The organism is Bdellovibrio bacteriovorus, from assembly GCF_001592755.1.
GTDB lineage: Bacteria > Bdellovibrionota > Bdellovibrionia > Bdellovibrionales > Bdellovibrionaceae > Bdellovibrio > Bdellovibrio bacteriovorus_E.
In genome coordinates, this window is the sequence record NZ_LUKF01000001.1 from 348,029 (window position 1) to 372,205 (window position 24,177).

Genomic DNA, 24,177 nt, shown 5'->3' on the forward strand with positions numbered 1-24,177 from the left:
TCCCATCCACCCTAGAAGCCTCAATCGTTCTAAACTGTCGCGTTTTGGTAGCTAATTTCGTTTTAGCAACGGCTTCAACTCTGGTTGCCTTTTCCCTGTCAGGTTACGGTGTGTTTGGGCTGGTCAAAAGGGTTGGTTGGCAGTATATGAGGGCTGTTGTTGGTCAATTGGGTTACAATTGGGGCCCGAGGTTTTTTTATGTCTTATGATATCGTGGCTGATATTCAGCGTTTAAAAAAAGAGAAGAATGCCGTTATTTTGGCTCACTATTATGAAGATGGTGATATTCAGGATGTGGCTGATTATGTTGGCGACAGTTTTTATTTGGCTAAGATGGGGCAGCAGGTTCAGCAGGATGTGATTCTTTTGGCTGGTGTTGTTTTCATGGCTGAAAGTGTGAAGATTTTAAATCCTACGAAGACGGTTTTGGTTCCTGATATGGAAGCCAGTTGTTCTTTGGTGAAGGGTGCTCCTTACGATAAGTACTTGGCTTGGCGTCGTCAGCATCCGGATGGGATTGCGGTTACTTACATTAACTCTTCGGCGGAAGTGAAATCTATTTCTGACGTGATTATCACTTCTTCAAATGCTCAGCAGATTGTTGAGTCTATTCCTCAAGATCGCAAAATTCTTTTTGGACCTGATCAGCACTTGGGTCGTTGGTTGTCTAAGAAATTGAATCGTCAGTTTGAATACTGGAATGGCGCTTGTGAAGTGCATGTTCTTTTCAATGCGAAAAGATTGGTTGAGCTTATTGCTCAACATCCCGATGCGGTTGTTATCGCGCACCCTGAGTGTGACGAGTCTGTTCTTCAGTATGCTTCGGTGATTGGTTCTACTTCTCGCCTGCTTGAAGAAGTTGAAAAAAATCCGGCGAAGAAATTTATCGTCGCGACAGAGACTGGCATTTTCCATCAGATGCAGAAGAAGCGTCCTGATGTGGAATTAATCCAGGCTCCGGTTTTGGATTCTGGCTGTTCTTGCAATAACTGCCCTTACATGAAGATGAACTCGATGGAGAAAATCAAGCACGCGCTTGAGACCTTCAAGCCCCAAGTTCACCTGAATGAAGAGTTGCGCTTAAAAGCTAAGACGTCTTTGGATCGCATGATGGATATCACAAGCGGCAAAGAAGTTTCTTGGCCGAAAGAATTTACGGTTTAATTTCTCAAAGAGGACTCGAAGCCATGACACTTTCTGAAAGCGTTATCGAGTCCTTGAAAAAGCACCTTCCCTGCTCTGATCTTGAAGTGCTTATGCGCACTGAGTGGGGAAGTAAAAATCCTGACAATCGCCCCTTGATTCGCAGTGAACTTATGAAGGCCTTGAACGGCCGCTGTCTTTACACTTCAATTTCTCATTGTCCTGATCTTGGTGTTGCGGTGATTGCGCCTTCTTCTGTTGGTGTCGACGTTGAAGTGCGTGAGCGTGTGACGGCTCCGGTGATGGCGCGCATTTCTCAAGAAGAAGAGATGTTGGTTGCTCCCAGTCTTTCTTCTTTGTGGTGCGCAAAGGAAGCTGCTTTTAAAGCGCTTCGCGCCTATGAACAGCCCTCGGTCCTTTCGAAAATTTCTATAGGGGACTGGCAAAATATTGATTCTCAGATTGAGACATATCGACTCATAAATGCTCGAGAGTTTAATTCTCCCTCTGAAAACAGGGGTGTTATCGTTCATTCTTCTTCACACACGTTCAGCTTTTTTATTTTTTACTCTTAACTTTGGTCTGGTCCTGCCGAAGAGTTTATTACAGATGTTAATGTACTCGTTCGAAGGCAGGTAAATATGGGAACAGCAAAATACAATCGCAGAGTGGCTCCAAGGAAAGAAGTCTCTCCCATTCACATTTCGTATCTAACATCACTGGATGATTTCGCAAAGATCGCAAAAAACTGCGAGATCGTAGAAGCTTCTTCAACGGGACTTCTATTGTTGATTAAGCGTGACGATTTGATTCCAACGGCTCTTCGCAAGAATTTGACCTTGGATGTTCTTATTGGTGACCGCGTTTTCATGCACCTTGAAGAAATGAACTTAGAAATTTCTGGTGTGATCACTCGCACGCAGCTTCTAGGTAAAAAAGGTTTCTATGTGGCCGTAGACTACAGCGAAGAAGCTCCAGAATACTGGAGAGAATGCTTGATGGATCTATTGCCTAAACCAGGTGAATTAGACTAATCGCTTTTTAAATTCTTTCGTTAATAAAAAAGCCTGCGAGATAAACGCAGGCTTTTTTATTTTCAGGCACCTTAGAGGTCGGTGAACGGTGGGAGGCCGATTTCTGAGACTAGCACTACGGAATAATGTGGTGGCAGGAACCAGCTGATGGCTTCGGCGATGCCTTGGTGTTCTTTGGTTGGCGGGTTGCCTAGGGATTCTAGAGAGAATGCCAGGTCGTAGTGTTTGCGGTCTGTGCTCATTACAAGGATGCGTGGGCGCAGAACGGCTTGGTCGCGGAAAAATTCTTTTAAGATGTTGCGCACATATTGCGGGAGATATTGCGGGCTTGGCGGGCCGGCATGTAGCTTTTGACCTGTCGGCATTTCTACGGTGCCGACAACGGATTCGTCAGCGGATTGGTAGAACAAACCAGTCTCTTTGAAGTTCCAAAGCATGCCGTAAGTAAAAACGTAATCAGGATAATTTTTGCGAGGGTTTACGGCGATACCGACGCCCTTCATTGCGGACCATTGCATGACTTTGTTTGCGTTTTCAGTCGCGTCTTCGCCAGTTTCGACTAAAAGATACGGCCAACCATCGGGACCTTTTTGAGGAGCTTCATGCAGAAGCTTTACGTTTCCTTGAGTGATTGCCATGAAAAAATCGATTTCCCATTTATGATCGCGTTGCTCATCTGGGACATTTACCAACTCAAGAAGACTCATTTTAAACTCCTAAAACCCCGGTGCTTTAAAATAAAAAAGGCCGGGTGAACCAGCCTTTTTTATGACCATTTAATGTAAGGGTCAAGACGAGGACCGTCGGGATTAATATTCCTCTACGATAACGATAGTTTTATAACCACGCTCGTATCTGACTTCGCCGTATTTATCCACCAAAGGACGGCCTGAGCGAGTATCAAGTACTGGAATTTGGCCTTTATCTGCTGCCAAAACTGAAGAATAGATCGTGTAAATGTGGTTTTTATGAACGCGCACGCAACCAGAAGAGGCACGTTTACCTAACATCGCCTCACCCGCAGCTTCCCCGCCAGAAAGATCTGGTGGGACTTGGTGAACAGCCAAACCACGTTTTTCATTGAAGAACATAGCGTAAGGCATTTTGAATTTGCTTTCGCCAGAACGGTAGTTAGCGTTTTCAACACGTTTAATAGTGTAGAAACCACGAGTTGTGTGTCTCCAGTGAGACTCTGTAGAACCTTTGAAGATTTTATTGATCACGCCACGGATCGGAGTGATGTATTCAAGATCTTCGCGACCAGTAGATACTTTTGTTTTCAACATCAACTGACGGTTTGTGTAAAGGCGAAGAGATTGTGCCATGGGGCCACTAGCTGCTTTGTTGATCACAATCACGTTTGTGTATTGGTTCAAGTAAGTTTCGCCACGGAAGTAAGCTTCTTCGTCGAGAAGCTGACCGCGAGGAGCTTCGTAGCTGTCTTCAACCATCAAACGGCGTTCAGCTTCGTTACGAGATTGAGCGAACGAGTTTACAGAAAATAGAGTCGCAAGTAACAACAACGAGAAAATCGTCAAAAGGCCCTTCATGAATTCTCCCCATCAAAGCTGGCAAAGATTAAGCATTTGTTAAAATCAATACCCCCGTGGTCTAACAAAAATTTTTCCAAGCGCGTACAAATTTTGGTCATCTTGTAACAAATCAGAGATTAGGAAAATAATTCCACATTTGACATAAGCCCTTCGTCAGCTCGTTTTAAATGACATCTGAATCAAATTTGCGCCCGTATCAAAGACTTCCTAAAATTTCATCAATATCTACGCGATCCCAAAAATGGAGTGTGAAATGAAGTTCGTTATGAAATTTCTTCCTGCCCTATTCGCAATCGTATCAATTGGATGCTCTGGTGGTGGAGGCGGAGGCTCTGATACTCCCGGCCAAAACTACAACAAATTGAACCTAGGCGACGGACAGCTTGCCTCGCGCGTGATTGGGCAAGCCAACCTCACTTCGGACTCTTCGGGAACCACGCAAACAAAGTTGAAAACTCCCTATGGATTGGACTTGGATCCCTATGGAGTCCTACGGGTCACAGAGTTTTTAAATAATCGCATCACTACTTTTGCGACGATTCACGCAAGCTCAGGCTCGGGAGCCGAAGCCGTGTTGGGACAATCTAGCTTCACGAGTGGCGGAGCCAATGGGGGCGCGGGCGCAGGTCGACCTGCGGCAAATACTCTGTACCGCCCCACTTCGGCAAAAACCTTCGGAAGGAAATTGATCGTCGCGGATTCCTTTAATCACCGCGTGCTCATTTACAATTCCATTCCAACAACGGGAAATCCGAATGCGGATGTGGTGATTGGTTCCCTTGATTTTGTCACTCCAATGCCCGGTGTTTGTGCGGCAAACACTTTGCACTTTCCTTCCCACGTGACGGTCGTGAACGGAAAGCTGATTATCACGGATACAGGCAATCATCGTATTTTGATTTTTGATTCTGTTCCTACGGGAAATCTTCCTTCACCTTCTTTAGTTCTGGGCCAACCCGATTTCACGACGTGTGATTCTACGACGATCAATGGAGCTACAGCGTCAAGACTTTATGGTCCAACGAGTGTCTGGTCTGACGGAAAGAAGTTCGTAGTCGCTGACAGAGAAAACCATCGCGTGCTTATTTGGAACTCATTCCCTACGCAGAATGGTCAACCCGCTGATCTTGTTTTAGGTCAACCTGACTTTACTTCTAATACTGCGAACATCGGCGGCATTTCTGGGAGCAGCATGAATCTTCCGTTCTCGGTCAGCGCCAATCCTGCAGGGCAGATGTTTTTGTCTGAACAAGGAAATAACCGCGTTCTTATCTGGGATCGCTTTCCAACAAGCACTCAACAACCTGCGGATCGAGTGCTAGGACAAAACAGCATGACGACGAACTCGGCACCCAATCCGCCGAATGCAGGATCTATGGCGACCCCCGGGGAAGTGATCTTTGCAGAGAATAGTTTGATCGTGGCTGATTCAATGAATAACCGTGTTTTAATTTTTGATAGTAAGTAAGAAAAGTGAAGGACCTGCTTTCGCGGGTCCTTTCGCTTAAAACAGAACGTCGTTATATCCTTCGGCAAGATAGCTCTTCAATTCCTGCACGAACATTCTGACATTCAGATTTTGCTTACGGGCTGGAGTCAAAACCCAGATGTCTTTTTTTCCTTCGCTGTATTGATCCAAAACTGAAACAAGTCTTCCTTTTTTAATTTCTTCAAATACATAGGCGCCCGGCAAGCGAGCGACTCCAAGGCCAGAAAGGGCGGCTTTTAGAATCACCCGTGGATTGTTGCTTTTAAAATTCCCGGTCACGGGAACTTGAATCAGCTTTCCTCTTTTTTTGAATGTCCATAGAAGACGCTCGCCCAGGCAATTGTGCTGGGTAAGATCTGAAAGATCTTGCAGACTCCCTTTTTGCTGTAAATAGCCTTTTGAACACACGACATATTCTAATCGACTTGCGATTCTTTGTGCGACTAAGCTTGAGTCTTTAAGTTCTCCGATACGTATGGCGACATCGAATTTTTCTTCAATCAAATCAACCAAACGAGAACTGAAATCCAATTCAATTTTCAGTTTCGGATAGTCTTTCGCGATCTTGATAAGCACTGGTGCAATATATTCTTCACCAAAAACACCCGCTGCCGAAATACGAAGGGTGCCGGCAGGCGTTTGTGATAAATCCGTTATTTCACTTTTTGCGATTCTTAAATTTGATAAAGACTGCCGGCAACTTTGGAAGTATTTTTCACCTAGGTTGGTCAATTGCACTTTTCGAGTTGAACGCAAAAGCAAAGTGGCGCCCAAGTCCTCTTCGAGCTGGCGGATCATTTTACTAATGTGAGACTTGGATACGCCCAGCTGCCGAGCAGCTTCCGAGAAGCTTCCGGCTTCACCGACACTCACAAATTCTACGATGCCTTGAAGTGACTTTATTGTTTCCATAAGGAAACAGTATTGTTCCCAGGCGGCTCTAGTCAAGGCAACAAGCTCCGTGATATTTTGGCTCTTTAAAAGGAGTACTAGGATGAAAGTAAAAGCAGCCGTAGCGTGGAAAGCAGGAGCCCCTTTATCAATTGAAGAAGTTGATCTTGAGGGACCTAAAAAAGGAGAAGTTCTTATCAAGGTTGTAGCTACAGGCGTTTGCCATACGGATGCCTATACCTTATCAGGAAGTGACCCTGAAGGTCTTTTCCCGGTCATTCTAGGTCACGAAGGTGGCGGTATCGTTGTTGAGGTTGGTGAAGGCGTCACCACTTTGCAAAAGGGCGATCACGTGATTCCACTTTACACTCCTGAGTGCCGCGAATGTAAATTCTGTCTTTCAGGCAAAACGAATCTTTGCGTTCGCATTCGCGCGACTCAAGGCAAAGGTCTTATGCCTGATGGAACATCTCGCTTTTCTAAAGACGGCAAAATGATTCATCACTATATGGGTTGTTCTACATTTGCTGAGTACACTGTCGTTCCAGAGATCGCACTTGCGAAAGTAAATCCTGAAGCTCCCCTTGATAAAGTCTGCCTTCTTGGTTGTGGTGTTACTACGGGAATCGGTGCGGTTCTAAATACGGCGAAAGTTGAAAAAGGCTCCACCGTTGCAGTCTTCGGTTTGGGCGGCATTGGCCTTTCCGTCATTCAAGGTGCAAAAATGGCCGGAGCCTCTCGCATCATCGCCGTTGATATCAATGACGGTAAGTGGGAAATGGCTCAAAAATTTGGCGCAACTGATTTCGTGAATCCTAAGAAATTTGATAAGCCTGTCCAACAAGTGATTGTTGAAATGACCGAATGGGGCGTTGATTATTCGTTTGAGTGCGTAGGTAATGTTTCGTTAATGCGTGCGGCTTTAGAATGTGCTCATCGTGGATGGGGTCAATCTATCATTATCGGTGTTGCTGGTGCGGGACAGGAGATTTCAACTCGCCCCTTCCAATTGGTCACCGGACGCGTATGGAAAGGATCTGCTTTCGGCGGAGTCAAAGGCCGTACGGAGCTTCCAGGTTATGTAGAGCAGTACATGTCAGGTGAAATCAACATTGACGACATGGTGACTTTCACGATGCCGCTTGAAGATATCAATAAAGCGTTCGATTATATGCACGAAGGAAAAAGCATCCGCTCTGTCATTAAAATGGCATAAGGAAGGTTCTTCATGGCTATTCAAGAATTGAAATCACATAAAAATTTTGGCGGAAAGACTCAGTTCTGGGAACATGAGTCTTCAACGACAAAAACGAAGATGAAGTTTTCCACTTTCACTCCTTCTAAGGAAGTAAAAGGCGCCGTCATCTGGCTTTCCGGTCTTACTTGCACGGACGAAAATTTTATCACTAAGGCAGGCGCGCAGGCTCATTTAGAAGAACAAGGTCTGATGGTGCTTTGCCCCGATACGTCCCCGCGTGGATTGAATCTTCCGCAAGAGCATGACTCTTATGACTTCGGTTCTGGCGCAGGGTTCTATGTCGATGCCGTGACTGATGGTTATAAAGATCACTATTTGATGTTCAGCTATGTCGCGAACGAACTTCACCAGATTTTACAAACCGAGTTTAACGTTCCCGCAAATAAAATCTCGATCATGGGTCACTCTATGGGTGGACATGGAGCTTTGATCTTGGGTCTTCGTCATCCCGAAAAATTCCGTTCGATTTCAGCCTTTGCGCCGATAGCGAATCCTATGTTAGCTCCCTGGGGACAGAAGGCTTTTGCCGGTTACTTAGGTTCAGATCAGTCTAAATGGAAAACATACGACGCGACAGAATTGGTAAAAAGTGGAAGCAAACATCCCCACCAGATATTAATCGATCAAGGTGCGAAGGATGAGTTTTACGAAAAGAAACAACTTCTGCCAGAAAACTTTGAAAGTGCTTGCCGCGAAAAAAACCAAGCTGTCCAAGTAAACCTGCGTGAAGGTTACGATCACAGCTATTATTTTATCGCGACATTCATTGAATCACATATCAAACACCACGCCGCCGCGCTGAAGTAATCATTTTAGTTAGCGGGCAGATCATGTCCGCTAACTAAAAGGGTCTGCCCCCGTTTAATTGAATGACTTGATCGGTGCCACTGACATTGATGTATTTACCATACATCATATTGTTCCAAGAATAGCTGCAGTAGGTGCCGCCGGAAGAAGAATTCGGGTAAGTAGAAATAGATCCCTGAATGGCTCCCCGATCTTCGTTCACTGTCACTTTCAACGTTCCACTCAATGTAATAGAAGTTGCAAAGGTTTTTGCCGGACCCAATGTTGCAGAGTAAGTTCCTTCCCCCATAGCTACGATACTCACCACAGTTGAGCTATTAGGCGCCAAGGACCACTTGCCTTCGCCAGCATAATTCGTAATGGCACTCGTACTACTGGTTTTCGTTCCACTGACATTGCCACACACTACTAAGGTAGTATTCATGCTGTAAGCCGGACAGCACATATTGTTTCCAAACGTCCCTGAACTGTTATTGAAGGAAATCGTTCCCGTCTGCGGAAGTTTTGAAAGATTCGAAAGCGTCACTTTCACGACAAATCCCGAGATAATAGGAGTGCCTTCTGAAAGATTCATGGGCTCTTCCCAAACGGTTTTCTTGAAGTCGTGATAAGACATTAAGTCCAATGGTGGGGAAATCAAAGTTCTCGCGGCGAAAGCTTGTGAGCCAGCGAAAATTAGCAGTATTCCTAATATGGCGTTTAAACCGTTCATAATGACTCCCCTTTTAAAAAATATAATATGGTCTGCTGATTTGCTTTCCACGAGTCAATCCCAGCGTTCGACTGTTTTCGATATCTTGCTCATAGGTATCGGGAAAGCCCACACAAATAAATCTTCGACCGCTCGTATGCGTGATTAAAAACTCGGGTTCTAGTCCGGAAAGTTCTCCCGAATCCGCGATCGATTTCACCAACACGTAAAGAATTTTCCCAGAGTCCGTTTTCAATAAAAATGTTGAAACGCTAGCGGAGCTGCTTGATGGATCGAATATTAAGCTGTGATTGCCGGTCGTTCCCGCAATGCCGGAAATTCCGTGAGACCATCCCATCTGACCTAATTTACATATAGGCACCAGAGTCTTTGTCGAAGTTTCTAAGTAACTAATGACGGTGTTTTCTCCGCCCCCATGGACAGAGACGATTTGGTCTTCGCCTTGGTCTTCTCCGACAATTTCAATATCATCTACGTTAGTTAAAGCTTCTTTATCATAAACCGGAAAGACTTTTTGCCCGGCTAAACTTCCATTTTCAGCAACCATGTAAGAGCCACTATTCAAATTCCGAAAATTAACAATTTGACCGTCATTAGCTCTTAAACCAAAAAAGTCGCCACGATAGTAAGCGACTCCCGTGCCGCCTCCTAGGTTCGCGATGTCATCACAGGAAACTCCGGTGTACTGCCGATACTTAGACCACATTTGATTGCGGCAGGGGTCATTAGCTACGGGATACTGCTGAACTATTTTTAGATCTCCTGAATCAAGATGCATTCGATTGGGCGAATCCGAGGTAAATAGCGAGAAACGATTACTAGCCGTTCTTTCCCCATTCACATAAAGAACGGCATTGAATTCCGCACGATCCTTTGTCGTGAAGGTGTTGTTATAAAAGAAATCCACATGGATGCGTTCCATATTGATGGTAATCACTTTGCGAGTCAGCGGCCCATCTGCCGGTTCGTCTTCATTGATTTGCCATCCATTTGCATAAGAAAAAAGACTGCGCTCTTCAGGCGAAAGCCCTGCAAGGTCCGCCACCGTAAATACAGAAATTTTTTTTGCGCCCAACTTCGTGCAGCGATGGCCTTCTGCTAAAGCGCGAAGAAAAAGCCGCGCATCATCGCAATGGCGGGCTTCAATCATATACTTCGCCTCTGCAAAGCGTACTGCCACCATAAATGTTTCGATGGCGGAACTTAATGTCAATCGGTGTTGAGAACTTTGTCGTTGTCTTTTGGCTTCGTGAATTTGATCGTTGATGATGGCCAGCACGGCACTAACAATAAGTCCTAAAACTCCCATCAGCATTAAACTCATCACAATATTCCCGCGCTGATTAGAACGAGCTGACATGATAAGCCTCGTTGAAAAGTTCGGGATTCGTTTTCTTCGCTTTGTAATCGCGATTCACTTGCAAATAAAAACTGATGGTGTGGATGAATTCTTGTTTAATTAATGAAAAGGACGTTTTAATAATCTGCCCATCGATCTCGCCATTTAAAGAAACGGGCAAGGGCGACGGAATAGGCAGCACTTCACAGCCAGACCCATCGCAATAGTTTTTCGAAAACGCCGAGGCCCGAATGACTTTCTCTCCAGCAAAGGGCTTATTGAAAATTTGCTGCGCACGTAGGCTGACGACGCCCTCGGTTCTAAGAAAAACTTTCGTGCAGGAAATTTTGCTTGTCGAATCTAAAGCGCAGTCATTCACGACTAAGTTCATTTCGCCATCGACAAGGCCCATCCCTACACTCATGAGTCTTAGTGGCGACAGTTTCACTGGTGGCCGGCCCATCGCATTTAAAACTGTCTGACTGTCAGGAGCACTCACACCAGAGTCAGGAATGAGAAATGGTTTTATCGGAAGAGTATAAAGCTGATTTCTATTTTTGGTGTACTTAATACAGTCAGAGTTGCCGGCATAGCGAGGTTCTGCAAATGTGCCTGTCTCTGCATTGTATTGTGGATCAAATTTTTGCAAACTTCCGCTGACAGAAAATAGAACTGAATTGGGTTCATCGGTTAAGGCGACAACTGTATTTTGCGAAAGATCGATTTCCCCCGTCGGCATTTGTGTTCCGTTGGCGCCGACCTCTACAGAGTTTCCGGACACATTTAAATTCCCAAAGTCGTCGACGGAGGCATCAATTAAGAGAGTTTTTTCATCCAAGGGACAAATAACCGGAAGAGACGGACTCTTCACATCAGAGTAAACCCATAAGTAAGACGTCGAGTTTTCGCAGGGTTCAGTAAGATTCGCGCATCGTCCTTCATAGGGAATCACAATTCTTCCCAAAGGCAGCCCCGAAGTTTGTGCGGTAAAGCCGTAAAAATGAATGTCGGACCTTAGCATATTTCTTTGCAAGAATCCCATCAGCAGATTGGCTTCGGTCTTAATCGACCTATTCAAGAAGACTTTATTAAAATCTTTAGAGATATCTGAAAACGCCGTAGTAATCGCAAAGATGCCGATAAGGGTCACACTTAGCGCGACTAAAATTTCAATCAAAGAAAAGCCGCGCTGATTCGCTACCAAGGGCCTCTCCGGATTGTGACGGTTTTATTTTCAAGCTTATGCGTTTTCGCCGAGAAATAATAATAGTTAAACGAAAGCTCCAAAAGCTGGTTTGCCACAATATGTCTGCAGTACATTAAGTCGATGCAACTGGGGGAGGCGTAGTGGGGGCCGATAAAGAGCGCTAAATTTTTTCCTAGGAGCTCGCCCATCGCGGGGATGTCTTCGATATTATCCGCATTAATAGGTACTCCCACCTTTTCGCTAGCTAAGGTGATGCTTTCGCAACTACTGCTGGTTTTTTGAGTCCAGGCATTTCTGTCGCTACAAAGATTTCTGATTTTATAAAGTGGGGATTTAAAAATATCCGTGAAGATCGTCACCGAAAGATCGTTGGACTTTCCTTCTCGAGACAGATCCGAGGAAACCGCCCAATAATTATTGAAAACCACCGCGGCCGCCATCGTAGCTATAGACACTACGAGTATGCCGACAAGGCTTTCGATAATAGTGAGCCCAGCGTCTGTTCCGGAAACGTACATATAGACACAGCCTATATTTCGAACAAATCGAAGTAAAGGAACCTATCTCATGTTCTGGCCTATAAACTGGGTTCGCCGATTTACTGTAATGCTTGTGACAAATAAAAAAACCACCTTAGTCGGTGGTTTTTAGTGCGAGATAAATTTTGAAGAAAAATGGTAGGGAATGCCGGATTCGAACCGACGACATCCACCTTGTAAGGGTGGCGCTCTACCAACTGAGCTAATTCCCTATCGTCTCGAAGGACCATTTTGTAACAATGGTCCTTCTTAATAGCAATATCTTTTTTAACGTTTCTTACTTTTTTATATCTTCAAGGCAGACTTTTTGAGTCAAATGGGCAGAGATCTTCATAATTTGCATATGAACCATGCCCTCGATGCCTTTGTTATCAAGCGCACCCATTGAAAGAACCATAACCGCCTCTGTAGGCATATCGCCTTTAAGAGGTGGGATCGTTAGATCCTGCAAGTCCTTCTCACTAAATGCTGACAATTGAACTCTGTAAGTCGCGCCCAATTTGCTCGTCATTTGTGCAAGCACTTTGTTGCTTCTTTCAATACCCACACCTGTCGCAAGGACACGGCAAGTATCACCGTCGAATTGCTTCACTTGAAGCTGACGGATGCCTGTTGATTTTTGACGAACTACTTTCAAAGCGAAGTAAGAAGTAAAGTCCCCTTGCTCTACTTTCCACAAGCCTTGGATATCAGACCATGGGAAAGGTTGGACCATCGCCCAAGGCCATGGAACCCAGCGGTCATCACCGGCTGGCATGATGTGTTCTTCTTCAGTCGTAGTCTCATAGTAATTTGCAGCCGAAGCTGTAAATCCCATGAGTCCAATCATTGTTGCTAACAATAAGCTGCGTAACATGAATCCCCCCTAGTGCTCGAAATGAACTCGAGCCGCTTTATTCATGTAATATCCATTTTTGGCTCTAAAAATATATTTTGGTTTCTCGTAATCCGGTTCAATTAATTTACGCAGACGTTTGATCGTGACGTAAATCTTATTGTCATGGATTGCAGGATCGTACGGTTGCTTCCATACGTTTTCAACCAAGAATTCTTTTGAATAAATGTGACCTTGATTCTGAACAAACAAGCGCAACAAATCCAAAAGAATGAATTGGTTTTTGAAATCAATGCGACCCAACTTTTTCTCAATCACTGAGTGGTTGGGTTCATCGAAAATAAGATCGAAATTAGTTTGCGTCTCGCCACCGATTTTTTCAGCCAACGCTTTAACCATACGGCCCAAGCGACGGTGATTTTCAGTGTCTACGGATTTTTGCGCAAGAGTGATGTAGGTTCTTGCCATATCCTTGTCGCCAATCTCGAAGTAAGCATCTGCCAAACCACCCATAAGGTAGTTCGACATCACGACGTTGCGAGTTTCTTTGACGATGTCATAAGCTTTCCAAAGTACTTCGATAGCTTCGTCATACTTTTTCATTTGCTTTAAGATGTCCGCGTTCAAGAAAAGCGAAGACGCCTGAAGATCCGGCATTTGATACACTTGGAAGAACACTTGCAGATTGTAGATTTCTTTCAGCGCATCCGAATGACGAGCGGTCGCGGGATGAGAATAAACCATCGCCAGACCAAAGATCGCATGACAGATATCTTCCTTATTGTCGGAAGCAAGACCGATAGCCAATGCCTTTTGCAAATAGTCCATCGCTGTCTCTAGTTGACCCTTATAAGAAGCGCACACTGCGAGTGTGTAATATGTTTTGGAGTTAAGTTCGAAGCCTTCTTTAAGAACTAGATCTTGAAGTTTTTCTTTTGTTGAATTGATTTCTTCAAATTGCTCGCGCTCTGCAAAGATACGCAATAGCAAATTAAGGCACTTTAAGTATTGAGAGAAATTTTTCTCAGCAAAGTATCCTTTGGAAGCCTCTTGAAGATGCTCCACCGCTGGAGAAAACTCTCCGCGGTCACAGTATAACTTGCCGAGCTCAAAGGCACGATCTAGTTGGTTCATAAGTTCCTAAAACTCCAAAACAAATTTCGAATTACTCGCAGGGATACAGGTTTTTACAGATTGTCAGGATTTCGTCAATGTAAGACGCAGACAGTTGCTCATTAAATAAGCATGTTGAGAATTGATTTCAGGAATGTAATAGAAGCCGCTTCCAGCGCGGGAGTTAACGCACTGGGCTTCCGGCACTTTTAGTTATTTTTTCTTTGCCAAGATTGGAATTGTACTTTTGTTCGCCTAGATCATTGTCCAAACACAGTGTTCCGAAAGTCCGAATTTTGCGAAGGAACATAAGAGAAATTCGTAAGCACGTTAAAAATCGGTGAAGATATTTTTAACTCCTAACAAAGGCTGATGAATGAAGACGGCTCGCTTGTGTCTGCTTGCGCTCACGCTAACAACTTTTCTTTCGGCGTGTTCGTCTTCTTCAGATGACTCTTTACCCGCGGATAATTCTTCAACGGTAAGACCTCCAGTGACTTCGCCGTCGCCTTCTCCGAGTCCTTCGCCAACGGATCCGACCACTCCGACGCCGACACCGGAAGAACCTACACCAACACCACAGCCGGAGCCAAGTCCGACACCAAGTCCTGCACCAGCACCAGAGCCAGAACCAAATCCAGCGCCGAATCCTTCACCGTCTCCAGCTCCAACGCCTGAGCCCAATCCTGCTCCGTCACCAGAACCAAGCCCAGCGCCGGTTCCAACGCCTCAGCCTTCGCCAGGCCCTTCTCCGCAACCAACGCCGGAGCCGAGTCCTGCGCCATTACCGACACCAGTTCCCGAACCAAGTCCTGCTCCACAACCGGAACCGACTCCAGCGCCTCCGGTGGGGACGACTTGTCCTGTGAATTATGAGTACGTCAGTGCGAACGCCATCGTTGGAACAAGTGCTTTCTGTCTGGCGAAGTTTGAAATGAAAAATGTGAACTCGATCGCGAAGACTCAAGCGGCCGGAAAACCTTGGCTTGCTGGAAAAGCTACGGCAACCGCAGCTTGTGCGGCTTTGGGATCCCAATATCGTTTGCCGACAAATGCAGAATGGAATGCGGCGGCCTTAGAAATTTATAACAACGCTGCCAACTGGTCGGGAAATGCGCACAAGACGGGAAGACTTTATACCGGATTTTATTCAGGCTGGACTGAGCCGATCGAAATTTCTGATATAACAAATCCATATTCGGGCACTGGAAAAAACAGCGGCTCGGAAAGAAGAACTTTTGTTCTTGCGAGTGGAAGTGTGATTTGGGATTTTGCAGGGAATGCGTGGGAGTGGGTCAGTGATACTATCTATGGCAACTCGTACACACCGGATCTTTCTAGTCCTTACGGGCGCAGTTATCATAACAATAACTGGGACGTAAAACCTGGCTCAAAACAACTCTTCGACTTTACAGGAATGACATCGGTGCCGAAACAAGATGTTTACCTCGGTAATCTTTTTGGTGGCAGCAACGGAAAAGTCATTCGTGGAGGAGCCGTGTGTATTCACTCTCCCGGAGCAACTGGCATCTTTACAGCGAACATCGGTGATATCACCGCCGATGATTTGCAAGCACCCGCTTCGTGGAATCTACGGATGAATAACGTAGGCTTTCGTTGCGTGACCACTCCTCAGTAATTTTTTAGCGGGGGAAGATACCGCGGTACTTTTTAGTAAGGTATCTTCCCCTCACCATTTCCTCTTTGAAAACCTACCCGTTTCTTCAGTGAAAAACTCAAAATACTTTTTTGTTAATTTAATTTGTTCGTAAATAAGCCGTTGTTTTTACGTTTGTTATCCTTAATTCCCCGCTTGAGACACATAAATTCAATAAAGTTTGATTCCACAGCTCCGATGTTTCAAAGACAACATAAAGGAGACCTGCATTTATGATGAAACAGATGCTGTTAGTAATTGCGTTTTGTCTTAGTGGTTGCGCGACAATCGTGAAAAACGAAAAGATCCCAGTGAAGTTCGTCGGTGGATTGCAAAAAGGGGAAACTCAAATCAGTATTCCTGACGGACAATATCAAGTTTTCAACGGCCAAACCACGGTGCTCGTTTCTCGATCTAAAGAAGACATTCCAATTTCCGTGACTTGCAATAACGAAACTCGCGAAGGTGTTATTAAAACATCTTACGATGCGACAGCAGGGATTTTAGGTAACATTGTATTTGGTGGAATTATTGGAATGGGTATTGATGCCTACAATAACAAGACATACGATCCACCGCAGATTTACAACATAGCTCCGCTTTGTCTGAAAGAAGCTTCGGCACCAGAAACCATTGCGGCGAAAGAGGCACCTCGTCAGCCAAGTTCTCAAATGCAACAGCCGCCGTACAAAAAGAACCTGGTACCTTTTTAGTACAAAGGGAAGCAGGTACCAAAAAAAAAGGGTCGGTATTTCTACCGACCCTTTTTTAGTTAAATTGTTCTTTGATCTTAGTGATGATGGTGAACTGATTGGCCTGTGTATTGAGCTTTAATGCCGAACTCAGTCTCTTTTTGAACTTTGAAAAGTTCTTTTGGAGTCTTGATGTCCAAAGCGTTGATCAATACTTGGTCCACGTGGTCTACCAAGATGACTTTCAAGTCTTTCATCACTTCCTTAGGGATGTCCTTAAGATCTTTTTCGTTCTCTTTAGGACAGATGATGATCTTGATGCCACCGCGGTGAGCCGCCAGGATCTTTTCTTTCAAACCACCAATCGCCATCACGCGACCGCGAAGTGAAATCTCGCCCGTCATTGCCACAGTTCTTTTCACTGGAACTTTCATGATTGCCGAAACAATTGAAGTTGTCAGTGCGATACCTGCTGAAGGACCGTCTTTAGGAACAGCGCCTTCTGGCAAATGGATGTGCACGTCGATGTTAGAGAAGTACTCTTTATCCAAACCGAACAAAGGACCTCTTGAACGTACGTAGCTCATCGCTGCGGAACATGATTCTTTCATCACATCACCCAGCTGACCTGTGACTGTGAATTTACCTTTACCAGGCACCACACTCACTTCGACAGCTAGAAGGTCACCGCCCACTTCCGTCCAAGCCATACCGTTCGTCAAACCGATCTCGTTTTCCGTCTCGATCACACCGAACTTGAACTTGTGCGGACCTAACAAGTCGACCAGTTTTTGCGGAGTTACCACGTAACCGCCGTTCTTGTTGTTCGTTGCGGATTTTTCTGTCGTTTTCGAAGCTTTCTTCGCAGAGCCTTTTTTAGCGGCTTTCGTGCCTTCAGCTTTGAAGTTTTCAACAGTTTCACCCATCACGATTTCCTTAGCGACCTTACGGCACACATTCGCCATCTGTCTTTCTAAGTTACGGACGCCGGCTTCTTTCGTGTAGTAACGAATGATGTCGCGGATCGTTTCGTCTTTGATCGTGACTTTATAATTTTTCAAACCGTGGTTTTCCAATTGCTTCGGAACTAGGTAGTTCTTAGCGATATGGAATTTTTCCTGCTCAATGTAACCTTCAAGATTGATGATCTCCATACGATCCAACAATGGACGTGGAATCGTATGCAATGAGTTCGCAGTTGCGATAAACATCACTTTTGAAAGGTCGTACTCAAGCTCCAAGTAGTGATCTTGGAAGTTGTTGTTTTGCTCAGGATCCAAAACCTCAAGCATTGCGGCTGCTGGGTCACCACGGAAATCATTCGCCATTTTGTCGATCTCATCGAGCAATACGAGCGGATTACCTTTGTCCACTTTACGAAGTGCTTGAAGGATTTTACCTGGCATCGCACCCACGTAAGTTTTTCTGTGACCACGAATCTCTGCTTCGTCACGCACGCCACCTAAAGAGATACGCGCAAATGGACGATTCAAAGACTCTGCAATCGATCTTGCAAGAGATGTCTTACCGACCCCTGGAGGACCTGCCAAACAAAGGATTGGACCCTTCATGTCTTTCGAAATCGAAAGAACGGCAAGGTATTCAAGGATACGGTCTTTTACTTTTTCTAAGCCCCAGTGATCGTCATCAAGGATGCGTTGAGCATTCTTAAGATCATGCTTCTCTTCATTGTAGTCATACCATGGAAGAGAAAGAACCCAGTCGATGTAGTTACGAACGACTGTGGCTTCCGCAGACATAGGTGACATCATTTTGAGTTTTTTAATCTCTTTCATGACCTTGTCTTTGGCTTCTTGGGACATTTTCTTAGCTTTAGTTTTTACTTCTAAATCCTGAAGCTCTGCTTGGTAATCGTCTTTTTCACCAAGTTCTTTTTGGATCGCCTGCATTTGTTCATTCAAATAGTACTCTTTTTGAGAGCGCTCCATTTGTTTCTTCACGCGAGTGCGGATCTTTTTCTCTACTTCAAGGATCTCGATTTCACCTGTCATTAGATTCAACAAGTGCTCAAGACGTTTTGAAGGATCAATGATCTCTAGGACGGCTTGCTTGTCTTCTAGTTTCAAGTTCAATTGAGCAACGATGATGTCAGCCAACTCACCTGGATTCTCGATCGTTGATACACGCATCAAGATTTCTGGTGGGATGCGCTTATTCAGCTTCACGTAAGTTTCGAAAGTCGATTTTACGGAGCGAACAAGGGCTTGGGCTTCTACGATGTTCGTAGAATCTTCATCCAGGGCTTCACAAGAAACCATGAAGAAGTTGTCATTGTTTACGAAATTCTTAATCTTTACACGACGTTTACCTTCGACAAGAACTTTTACAGTTCCATCTGGCAAACGAAGTAATTGGATGATTGTACCGACTGTACCGATTGCAAAGATATCTTTGGGCTCGGGATTGTTCGTCTTCGCATCTTTTTGTGCCGCTAGAACGATGTCAGTTTGTTTGCTCATCGCTTCTTCAAGAGCATTGATACTCTTTTCGCGACCAACAAACAAAGGCATCATCATATGCGGAAAAATGATGAGGTCTCTTAGGGGCAAAAGTGGTAGTTGTTGAACTTTTCCCTCGCTCATATATCTCCCTCCCTTGGGTTAACGAGCAGACTCGTTCTTCTCAGACTCGAGCCAAATCAACTTCGGTTAAAAATCCGTTTCAACCCAAGTTAGATTCCTGTACTCAGTTTAACTATGAGTACGATTACTGGGAAGTAAATATATTCGGAAAAAAAAGAGTTCTGGCCCTTGCCACAAATTTGTTTGCTTAATTTTTGGGCATCATAAAAAAGGCTGATGTTAGCCGAAAAGTATTCTTATTTGTGTCGGATTTTGAGAATCTTTCCTAAATGTAATACCGAGCCATTCGATTTTCATGCCAATTTTCAACAAATTGTTCGATAAGTGCTCTGTGACACCCAGAGACTCCAGACGTTGGTTCCGCAGAAATTCACTCTCTCTAAAGCTCCTCATTGCGACATGGGCTGTGAGTTCCTTTGCCACATTGATTCTGACGGCATTCCAGCTGATCATGGACTATCAACGAGATTTTGATAAATTACAGAATAACTTCGTCATTATCAAAAATTCCTACCTCGACTCGATGGCTGAACATCTTTGGTCTTACGACACTCGACTGTTAGAAATTCAGCTCGATGGACTTAGCCGTTTGCAGGGGGTCAGCTACCTTCGTCTTGTGGCAGATAACAAAACTATCTACGAATCTGGAAAAACTGAGCCCACCGAAGAAAACCACAAACGGTTTGATATCTATCACAAGAACACCAACGAGATCCTGGGTACTCTTGATGTTGAGCTTGATGTCCGCAGCTTGCGCCAAAAATATTTCGAAGAGGCATTTCTTATCTTCATCCGCCAGGCCGCGAAAACTCTGGTGGTTGTGTTCTGCCTGTATTTCATTTTCAACCGCATCCTGGTAGTGCACATTCAGCATATCGCCGATTACTTAAAAGGCATTGGTCTGCGCGATAAACGCAGCCTTGAGCTCAAACGGCGTTCCCACCAAGGCGAAGACGAGCTGGATGTCCTTGTCGATTCAATCAATCAGTTTCGTACTGAGCGGCTTGCGGCCAACGAAAAACTAGAAACGTTGAATGTCGCCCTTGAACAAAAAGTCACCGATCGCACGCGACAGCTGACAACGAAAAACGAAAGTCTTGAAAAGGCCATGCTGCAAATCAAGCGCATGCAAGCAACTTTAGTGGCGCAAGAGCGTTTGGCCTCTTTGGGAAGCCTTACTGCCAGTGTCGCGCACGAGATTCGCAATCCTTTAAACTTTGTTTTGAATTTCAGTGAGCTTTTAACGGACTCTGAAAATCTTGATGAGGTCAAAGAAGTCAGCCGCGTGATTCTAAAACACAGTCAACGCATTGACCAGATTGTGCGCTCTATGCAGATTCTGTCGGGTTACGACAGCGATGTGCTAGAAACCACTGACATCAACGAAGTCGTGAAACACGCTTATCAAGACACGGTTTCAAATCGCGCCTTGGGCTCTGCCTACGTACCTTCTAAGGTGAATTATCGCCTTGCTGATAGCATCATGGTGCCGGTTTATGCGACGTCATTATTGCGTGCTTTGACGAATGTGATTGATAACGCCATTCATGCTCTTGAAAAGAAGGCGCTGACGAATAAAAATTTCGAGCCCGAACTCACATTAGCGACAGCTATTCGTGGGGACATGGTGGAAATCATCGTTCGCGATAACGGCGTCGGAATTCCCGCCATTTTAGGCGAGAAAATTTTTGACCCTTTTTTGACAACGAAGTCCGCAGGTGAAGGTGCGGGTTTGGGTCTTACTGTTGCATTTAATATTGCTCAAAAACACGGGGGCACTCTAAGATATACAAGCGAGTTTGGCCAATGGACGGAGTTCGTTATGGCCATCCCACTTGTACATGAAAGATTGACCTAATGATTCATATCGTGATCGTGGATGATGAAGCGGATACGCATCTTCTCTACAAACTAAAATTCAAAAAACTGTTTGCGACATTGGGCGAACTGAATCTGGTATCCTTCTTGGGCGCTCAAGAGTGTTTAGACTACCTTCAACGCAAAGACATTCCTCATGTCGACTTAGTTTTATCCGATATCAACATGCCGGGCATGGACGGCTTTGAGCTGCTTCAAAAAATTCACGAGATGGATAGCACCATTCCTGTGTATATGGTGAGCGCCTATGAATCACCGGAATATCGTATTAAAGCAGACAGCCTAGGGGCTTCTCGCTTCCTTAGCAAACCCGTCGACTTCCACCTTCTGGTGGAAATGCTTCGCAAAGATCTTACGATCCTTCCTTCTTAATTTTAAAAGTGGAAAACGCTGTGGATAACGAGCGGAGAACCCGCCCGTCATTTTATGGCCACTGACTTTGCAAAAGATTTTTTCTGTTCTGAAGAGAATTATCAATACCCACTTTGCAGGCATTAGATAGCTCTGTGGTGTGATCACGTAAACACTTGATCATGCGACCACCTCCGGCACTGACATCGTCGCAGAATTTCAAGAGGTCGTTGTTACACGCGCCTTGAAGCTCTACCACCATCTCGTGGAGTTTTTTATTTCTCGCACGACATTCAGGTGAAAGTTTGTCTTTGTTTTCGTCTAAACATGTTAAAAAAGCTCCCCCGCCCGGCTCCGCATTCTGGCAATACTTTTGAAGGTCCGATACGCACGGATCCAAAAGTGTTCGATTGTTTTGTGCTAATACTTCGATGGAAAAAATAAATCCCAGAGCTAAGGACAGAGTGAGCATGCCAGCAATGACTTGCTCCTTCATTGATCCCCCTTTTCCGAGATTGATCTTAAAAAAGGGTTTCTAGAGTATAAATAAGAAAGCAGACGTCGTGTCTTTATACAAACAGACTCTTAAAAACATTTCGACGTCGCAATTTTCAGAGGGAAAATCGGTGTTTTCGTCCGATTTTTCATTAAAAATAGTAATGCATCATTAAGTAGGCATAATCTTCGAAATCGTCCCCGACAATAGAGATCTTCTTTTTTGTATACAAGCCTTCAAACTCGAAATGCGGGCGCGGATAAAATAGAAATCCGGGGCCGTAACTTTCGAATTTCGATTTGTCGTTACTGAAGTCACTTTGCGAATACTCTTGCACGAATTGCGCGTGAATTCCTTTGTAAAACTCGTATCCATATTTCGAAAACTGGTAAAGTCCGTACTGAGTTCTTTGCGTCGTGGCTTGATGCCTGTTTTGATAATCAGCTTCTGCAAGAATATAGAATTTTTCAGTGAATCCTAAAACGGCGTGAAGGCCCAGGATCTGCCTATTCTGAGTATCACTAGTGCCCAACCAATAACTTGCGCCCACGCGATACGAATCAGCGATTGTGTAATTCAGCTGAGTGGCCACCGCCGTTTCCACTTCACTTACCGAGGCACTTTTTACACTCTTAGAAAGAGTAGAAACAAAATTCCATTTTTCACCACTCCACATGCCCTCTAAAGCATCACGCTCGGTGCCCTGGTTAAAACCCAGATTGGCTCTCGTCACCATGGTGTGTTGCGGGATGTTTAAACCAAAAACCGGAATAAAGCGGCCGGCACGCACCGTCAGCTCGTCAAGTATTTGATACATTATGTAGTAACGAGTTGCGATGGGTTCGACCTTCCAATCAGAATTCAGCTTTCCGTAAAAGAGATCGAGGGTCCACTTACCCAATGTCACCGCAAGTTCTATCCCCGCTTGCATGGGAATAGTTCGACCTTCTTTGACGGTCGCGGATTCATGATGAAACTGCAAAGCACGTACGTCGCCGCCCACCTGCAACCATTGATTGAGCTTTTCATTATCTAAGGCGCCATAGAAGGAACGCGCTTCTTTTTCCGTCCCCCATGTAGATAGAACTTCGCTAGAGATAGCCCGACCATAAGGTGTTAACAAGCCTCCTCCACTTGGAGAAAAGTGGCAGGCCGTGCAGTTTACGTAATGATGACGAATCATTTCTGGAAAAGCGTATGCCTTTGTCGCCAGAGAAATTGCAATAAAAAGTATTAATTTCATTTACTCCTCACGCGTGATGAATTCATTGATGAGTACTTGCACTTTCACGACATCCGCCACTTTGATTCCCAGATAAGACGGGATATCAATCTTGAAATCAGAAATTTTAATCTCAAATCGAGCTTCGGTTTTAAGTTTTTCCGAAATGCTGAGGGTTCCTTCCACCTCTTTTTCCACACCATGCAAGTGAAGAAGTCCTTTGAATGGATGATCTTGAAGTTTTGCATTCTGCGGATTCCACGAAGAAGGCAAAGAAAGATCTTTGATGATCAGCTTTGCTTGAGGATACTTTTTAACCTCAAGATATTTTTCTTTCATGTGTTCATTGCGAAGATCGATACCGGTATCTAAAGTCTCAAGCGCGAAGTTCATCTCTCCTTGGACTTTTGAATCTGCTAAAGTCAAAATTCCACTAGGTCCCTGTGCCTGTCCTTTAATCTTCATCATGCTGGGTTTTCCAATAGCTTCAAACTGAACAGAACCTTGAGAAGGCACCGACTTCATTTCTATAGCAGCCAGGGCTGGCAGATTGAAAAGCGCGATTATAATGATGATGATTGATTTCATAATTCCTCCTTAAGGTTTTCTTTGTGAAAATTCAGGAGCGCCCGCAGCGATCCAATCTAAAATAAGTTTCTTTTGTTCTGGAGTAAGAGTCGTACGTCGAGGCATGGAGCCATCGCGTATCGTAGCGTCGACATCGGCGATATTAGAAAGAACATTTTGATATGTTTCTAAATTTACGCCTCCGCGATTGGTGGGGGCGGAGTGACAGTTCAAACACTTGGGTTCGACGACCAGTGTCCTGACCGTGAGCCAATCTAAAGAAGGTCCCACGACTTCTTCTGGAGGCATATCCGGTGGAGGAGCAGGGGTCGGTGCTTGCACCGGAGGATTTTCTGTCACAGTTTCTGGCGCGCCAGCTTCAATCCACTTATTGAGAAGCGCCTTTTGCCTCGCGCTAAGCGGTTGCCGATTGAGAGGCATAGAGTTATTCGCCACAGTACTTTGGATCGCTGCGATTTCTGCTTTGACGTTGGCGTAAGTCTCTAGATTGACACCGCCACGATTGCCTCCCGCAGAGGAGTGGCATTCCAGGCATTTCGGCGCGATCACCTCGGACATGACAATAGCAAAGTCCACTTGTCCTGCGCCAACGTTGCCGTCATCCACCACCGCTGAATCTTTACTGATCTTGTAATGGCAGCCGGAAAAGACAGAAAACATGCTGATAATCAGCAGCAGATATGAAAATTTCATAGGACCCCCGATCCTTCAGGGTCAATCTAGAAGAAATCCTTTGAGTTTGAACTAAGGCCATCTTAAAACTATGATTG

Annotated in this window: 24 protein-coding genes and 1 tRNA gene; 10 read left to right on the forward strand and 15 right to left on the reverse strand. The window is 44.9% G+C overall.

Going from position 1 to position 24,177, the window contains the following annotated elements; genetic code table 11:
- Nucleotides 1-198 precede the first annotated feature (198 nt).
- From nadA to AZI85_RS01765, 3 genes are all read left to right on the forward strand, one after another.
- Entirely contained in the window at nt 199-1,164 is a 966-nt protein-coding gene (nadA, locus tag AZI85_RS01755) for a quinolinate synthase NadA (protein ID WP_063242452.1), read from the forward strand.
- Between the two features lie 23 nt (nt 1,165-1,187).
- Entirely contained in the window at nt 1,188-1,718 is a 531-nt protein-coding gene (locus tag AZI85_RS01760; RefSeq protein ID WP_063242658.1) for a 4'-phosphopantetheinyl transferase superfamily protein, read from the forward strand.
- Between the two features lie 66 nt (nt 1,719-1,784).
- Nucleotides 1,785-2,177, forward strand: coding sequence for a hypothetical protein (locus AZI85_RS01765; protein ID WP_063205485.1), 393 nt, complete (start codon nt 1,785-1,787; stop codon nt 2,175-2,177).
- Nucleotides 2,178-2,248: 71 nt separating this feature from the next.
- Here AZI85_RS01765 and AZI85_RS01770 read toward each other — a convergent pair whose 3' ends face one another.
- Complete coding sequence (locus tag AZI85_RS01770) at nt 2,249-2,884, reverse strand: hypothetical protein (protein WP_063242453.1); 636 nt, start codon at nt 2,882-2,884, stop codon at nt 2,249-2,251.
- A 102-nt stretch (nt 2,885-2,986) separates the two neighbouring features.
- The gene (locus AZI85_RS01775; protein WP_063242454.1) at nt 2,987-3,727 is read right to left on the reverse strand and encodes a L,D-transpeptidase; all 741 of its coding nucleotides are present in this window, start codon (nt 3,725-3,727) and stop codon (nt 2,987-2,989) included.
- Nucleotides 3,728-3,995: 268 nt separating this feature from the next.
- On the opposite strand from AZI85_RS01775, the gene AZI85_RS01780 reads away from it, so the two are divergent.
- Nucleotides 3,996-5,198: a hypothetical protein gene (locus AZI85_RS01780; RefSeq protein WP_172795288.1), complete on the forward strand. Its 1,203-nt coding sequence runs from the start codon at nt 3,996-3,998 to the stop codon at nt 5,196-5,198.
- Between the two features lie 36 nt (nt 5,199-5,234).
- Here the strand turns inward: AZI85_RS01780 and AZI85_RS01785 are convergent, their stop codons facing one another.
- Nucleotides 5,235-6,131: a LysR family transcriptional regulator gene (locus tag AZI85_RS01785; RefSeq protein WP_063242456.1), complete on the reverse strand. Its 897-nt coding sequence runs from the start codon at nt 6,129-6,131 to the stop codon at nt 5,235-5,237.
- 82 nt (nt 6,132-6,213) lie between these two features.
- Between AZI85_RS01785 and AZI85_RS01790 the strand changes: the two genes are divergently transcribed.
- On the forward strand, nt 6,214-7,326 hold the full coding sequence (locus AZI85_RS01790) for an S-(hydroxymethyl)glutathione dehydrogenase/class III alcohol dehydrogenase (RefSeq protein WP_063242457.1): 1,113 nt from the start codon (nt 6,214-6,216) through the stop codon (nt 7,324-7,326).
- 12 nt (nt 7,327-7,338) lie between these two features.
- On the forward strand, nt 7,339-8,175 hold the full coding sequence (fghA, locus tag AZI85_RS01795; RefSeq protein ID WP_063242458.1) for an S-formylglutathione hydrolase: 837 nt from the start codon (nt 7,339-7,341) through the stop codon (nt 8,173-8,175).
- A 34-nt stretch (nt 8,176-8,209) separates the two neighbouring features.
- On the opposite strand, the gene AZI85_RS01800 is transcribed toward fghA, so the two are convergent.
- The 7 genes from AZI85_RS01800 to AZI85_RS01830 form a co-directional block, all read right to left on the reverse strand.
- Entirely contained in the window at nt 8,210-8,749 is a 540-nt protein-coding gene (locus tag AZI85_RS01800; protein ID WP_155723885.1) for a hypothetical protein, read from the reverse strand.
- A gap of 151 nt (nt 8,750-8,900) precedes the next feature.
- Complete coding sequence (locus AZI85_RS01805) at nt 8,901-10,247, reverse strand: hypothetical protein (protein ID WP_063242460.1); 1,347 nt, start codon at nt 10,245-10,247, stop codon at nt 8,901-8,903.
- Nucleotides 10,231-11,430 carry a PilW family protein gene (locus tag AZI85_RS01810; protein WP_063242461.1) on the reverse strand — a complete coding sequence of 400 codons (1,200 nt, stop codon included), beginning with the start codon at nt 11,428-11,430 and terminating at the stop codon, nt 10,231-10,233. Before AZI85_RS01810 ends, AZI85_RS01805 begins: the two co-directional genes overlap by 17 nt.
- Nucleotides 11,424-11,951 (reverse strand): hypothetical protein, encoded by a 528-nt coding sequence (locus tag AZI85_RS01815; protein ID WP_155723887.1) that lies wholly within the window; start codon nt 11,949-11,951, stop codon nt 11,424-11,426. Before AZI85_RS01815 ends, AZI85_RS01810 begins: the two co-directional genes overlap by 7 nt.
- A 157-nt stretch (nt 11,952-12,108) precedes the next feature.
- A tRNA-Val gene (locus tag AZI85_RS01820) sits at nt 12,109-12,184 on the reverse strand.
- 65 nt (nt 12,185-12,249) lie between these two features.
- Nucleotides 12,250-12,828: a hypothetical protein gene (locus AZI85_RS01825; protein ID WP_063242463.1), complete on the reverse strand. Its 579-nt coding sequence runs from the start codon at nt 12,826-12,828 to the stop codon at nt 12,250-12,252.
- A 9-nt stretch (nt 12,829-12,837) separates the two neighbouring features.
- Nucleotides 12,838-13,941 carry a winged helix-turn-helix domain-containing protein gene (locus AZI85_RS01830; RefSeq protein WP_063242464.1) on the reverse strand — a complete coding sequence of 368 codons (1,104 nt, stop codon included), beginning with the start codon at nt 13,939-13,941 and terminating at the stop codon, nt 12,838-12,840.
- Between the two features lie 355 nt (nt 13,942-14,296).
- On the opposite strand from AZI85_RS01830, the gene AZI85_RS17605 reads away from it, so the two are divergent.
- Both AZI85_RS17605 and AZI85_RS01850 read left to right on the forward strand, forming a co-directional pair.
- Complete coding sequence (locus AZI85_RS17605; protein WP_155723888.1) at nt 14,297-15,559, forward strand: SUMF1/EgtB/PvdO family nonheme iron enzyme; 1,263 nt, start codon at nt 14,297-14,299, stop codon at nt 15,557-15,559.
- A gap of 251 nt (nt 15,560-15,810) precedes the next feature.
- The gene (locus AZI85_RS01850) at nt 15,811-16,290 is read left to right on the forward strand and encodes a hypothetical protein (RefSeq protein ID WP_063242468.1); all 480 of its coding nucleotides are present in this window, start codon (nt 15,811-15,813) and stop codon (nt 16,288-16,290) included.
- A 77-nt stretch (nt 16,291-16,367) separates the two neighbouring features.
- Here the strand turns inward: AZI85_RS01850 and lon are convergent, their stop codons facing one another.
- Nucleotides 16,368-18,872 (reverse strand): endopeptidase La, encoded by a 2,505-nt coding sequence (lon, locus tag AZI85_RS01855; protein ID WP_063242469.1) that lies wholly within the window; start codon nt 18,870-18,872, stop codon nt 16,368-16,370.
- Between the two features lie 406 nt (nt 18,873-19,278).
- Between lon and AZI85_RS01860 the strand changes: the two genes are divergently transcribed.
- Both AZI85_RS01860 and AZI85_RS01865 read left to right on the forward strand, forming a co-directional pair.
- On the forward strand, nt 19,279-20,730 hold the full coding sequence (locus tag AZI85_RS01860; RefSeq protein WP_253720785.1) for a sensor histidine kinase: 1,452 nt from the start codon (nt 19,279-19,281) through the stop codon (nt 20,728-20,730).
- Nucleotides 20,730-21,122 carry a response regulator gene (locus tag AZI85_RS01865; protein WP_063242470.1) on the forward strand — a complete coding sequence of 131 codons (393 nt, stop codon included), beginning with the start codon at nt 20,730-20,732 and terminating at the stop codon, nt 21,120-21,122. The genes AZI85_RS01860 and AZI85_RS01865 overlap by 1 nt, the downstream gene beginning before the upstream one ends.
- Before the next feature lie 52 nt (nt 21,123-21,174).
- Here the strand turns inward: AZI85_RS01865 and AZI85_RS01870 are convergent, their stop codons facing one another.
- The 4 genes from AZI85_RS01870 to AZI85_RS01885 form a co-directional block, all read right to left on the reverse strand.
- Nucleotides 21,175-21,597, reverse strand: coding sequence for a cysteine rich repeat-containing protein (locus AZI85_RS01870; protein WP_063242471.1), 423 nt, complete (start codon nt 21,595-21,597; stop codon nt 21,175-21,177).
- Between the two features lie 151 nt (nt 21,598-21,748).
- Complete coding sequence (locus AZI85_RS01875; RefSeq protein WP_063242472.1) at nt 21,749-22,840, reverse strand: hypothetical protein; 1,092 nt, start codon at nt 22,838-22,840, stop codon at nt 21,749-21,751.
- Nucleotides 22,841-23,407 carry a YceI family protein gene (locus tag AZI85_RS01880; RefSeq protein WP_063242473.1) on the reverse strand — a complete coding sequence of 189 codons (567 nt, stop codon included), beginning with the start codon at nt 23,405-23,407 and terminating at the stop codon, nt 22,841-22,843.
- A gap of 9 nt (nt 23,408-23,416) precedes the next feature.
- A complete protein-coding gene (locus tag AZI85_RS01885; RefSeq protein ID WP_063242474.1) occupies nt 23,417-24,100 on the reverse strand; it encodes a hypothetical protein in 684 nt (227 codons plus the stop codon).
- Nucleotides 24,101-24,177: the final 77 nt, after the last annotated feature.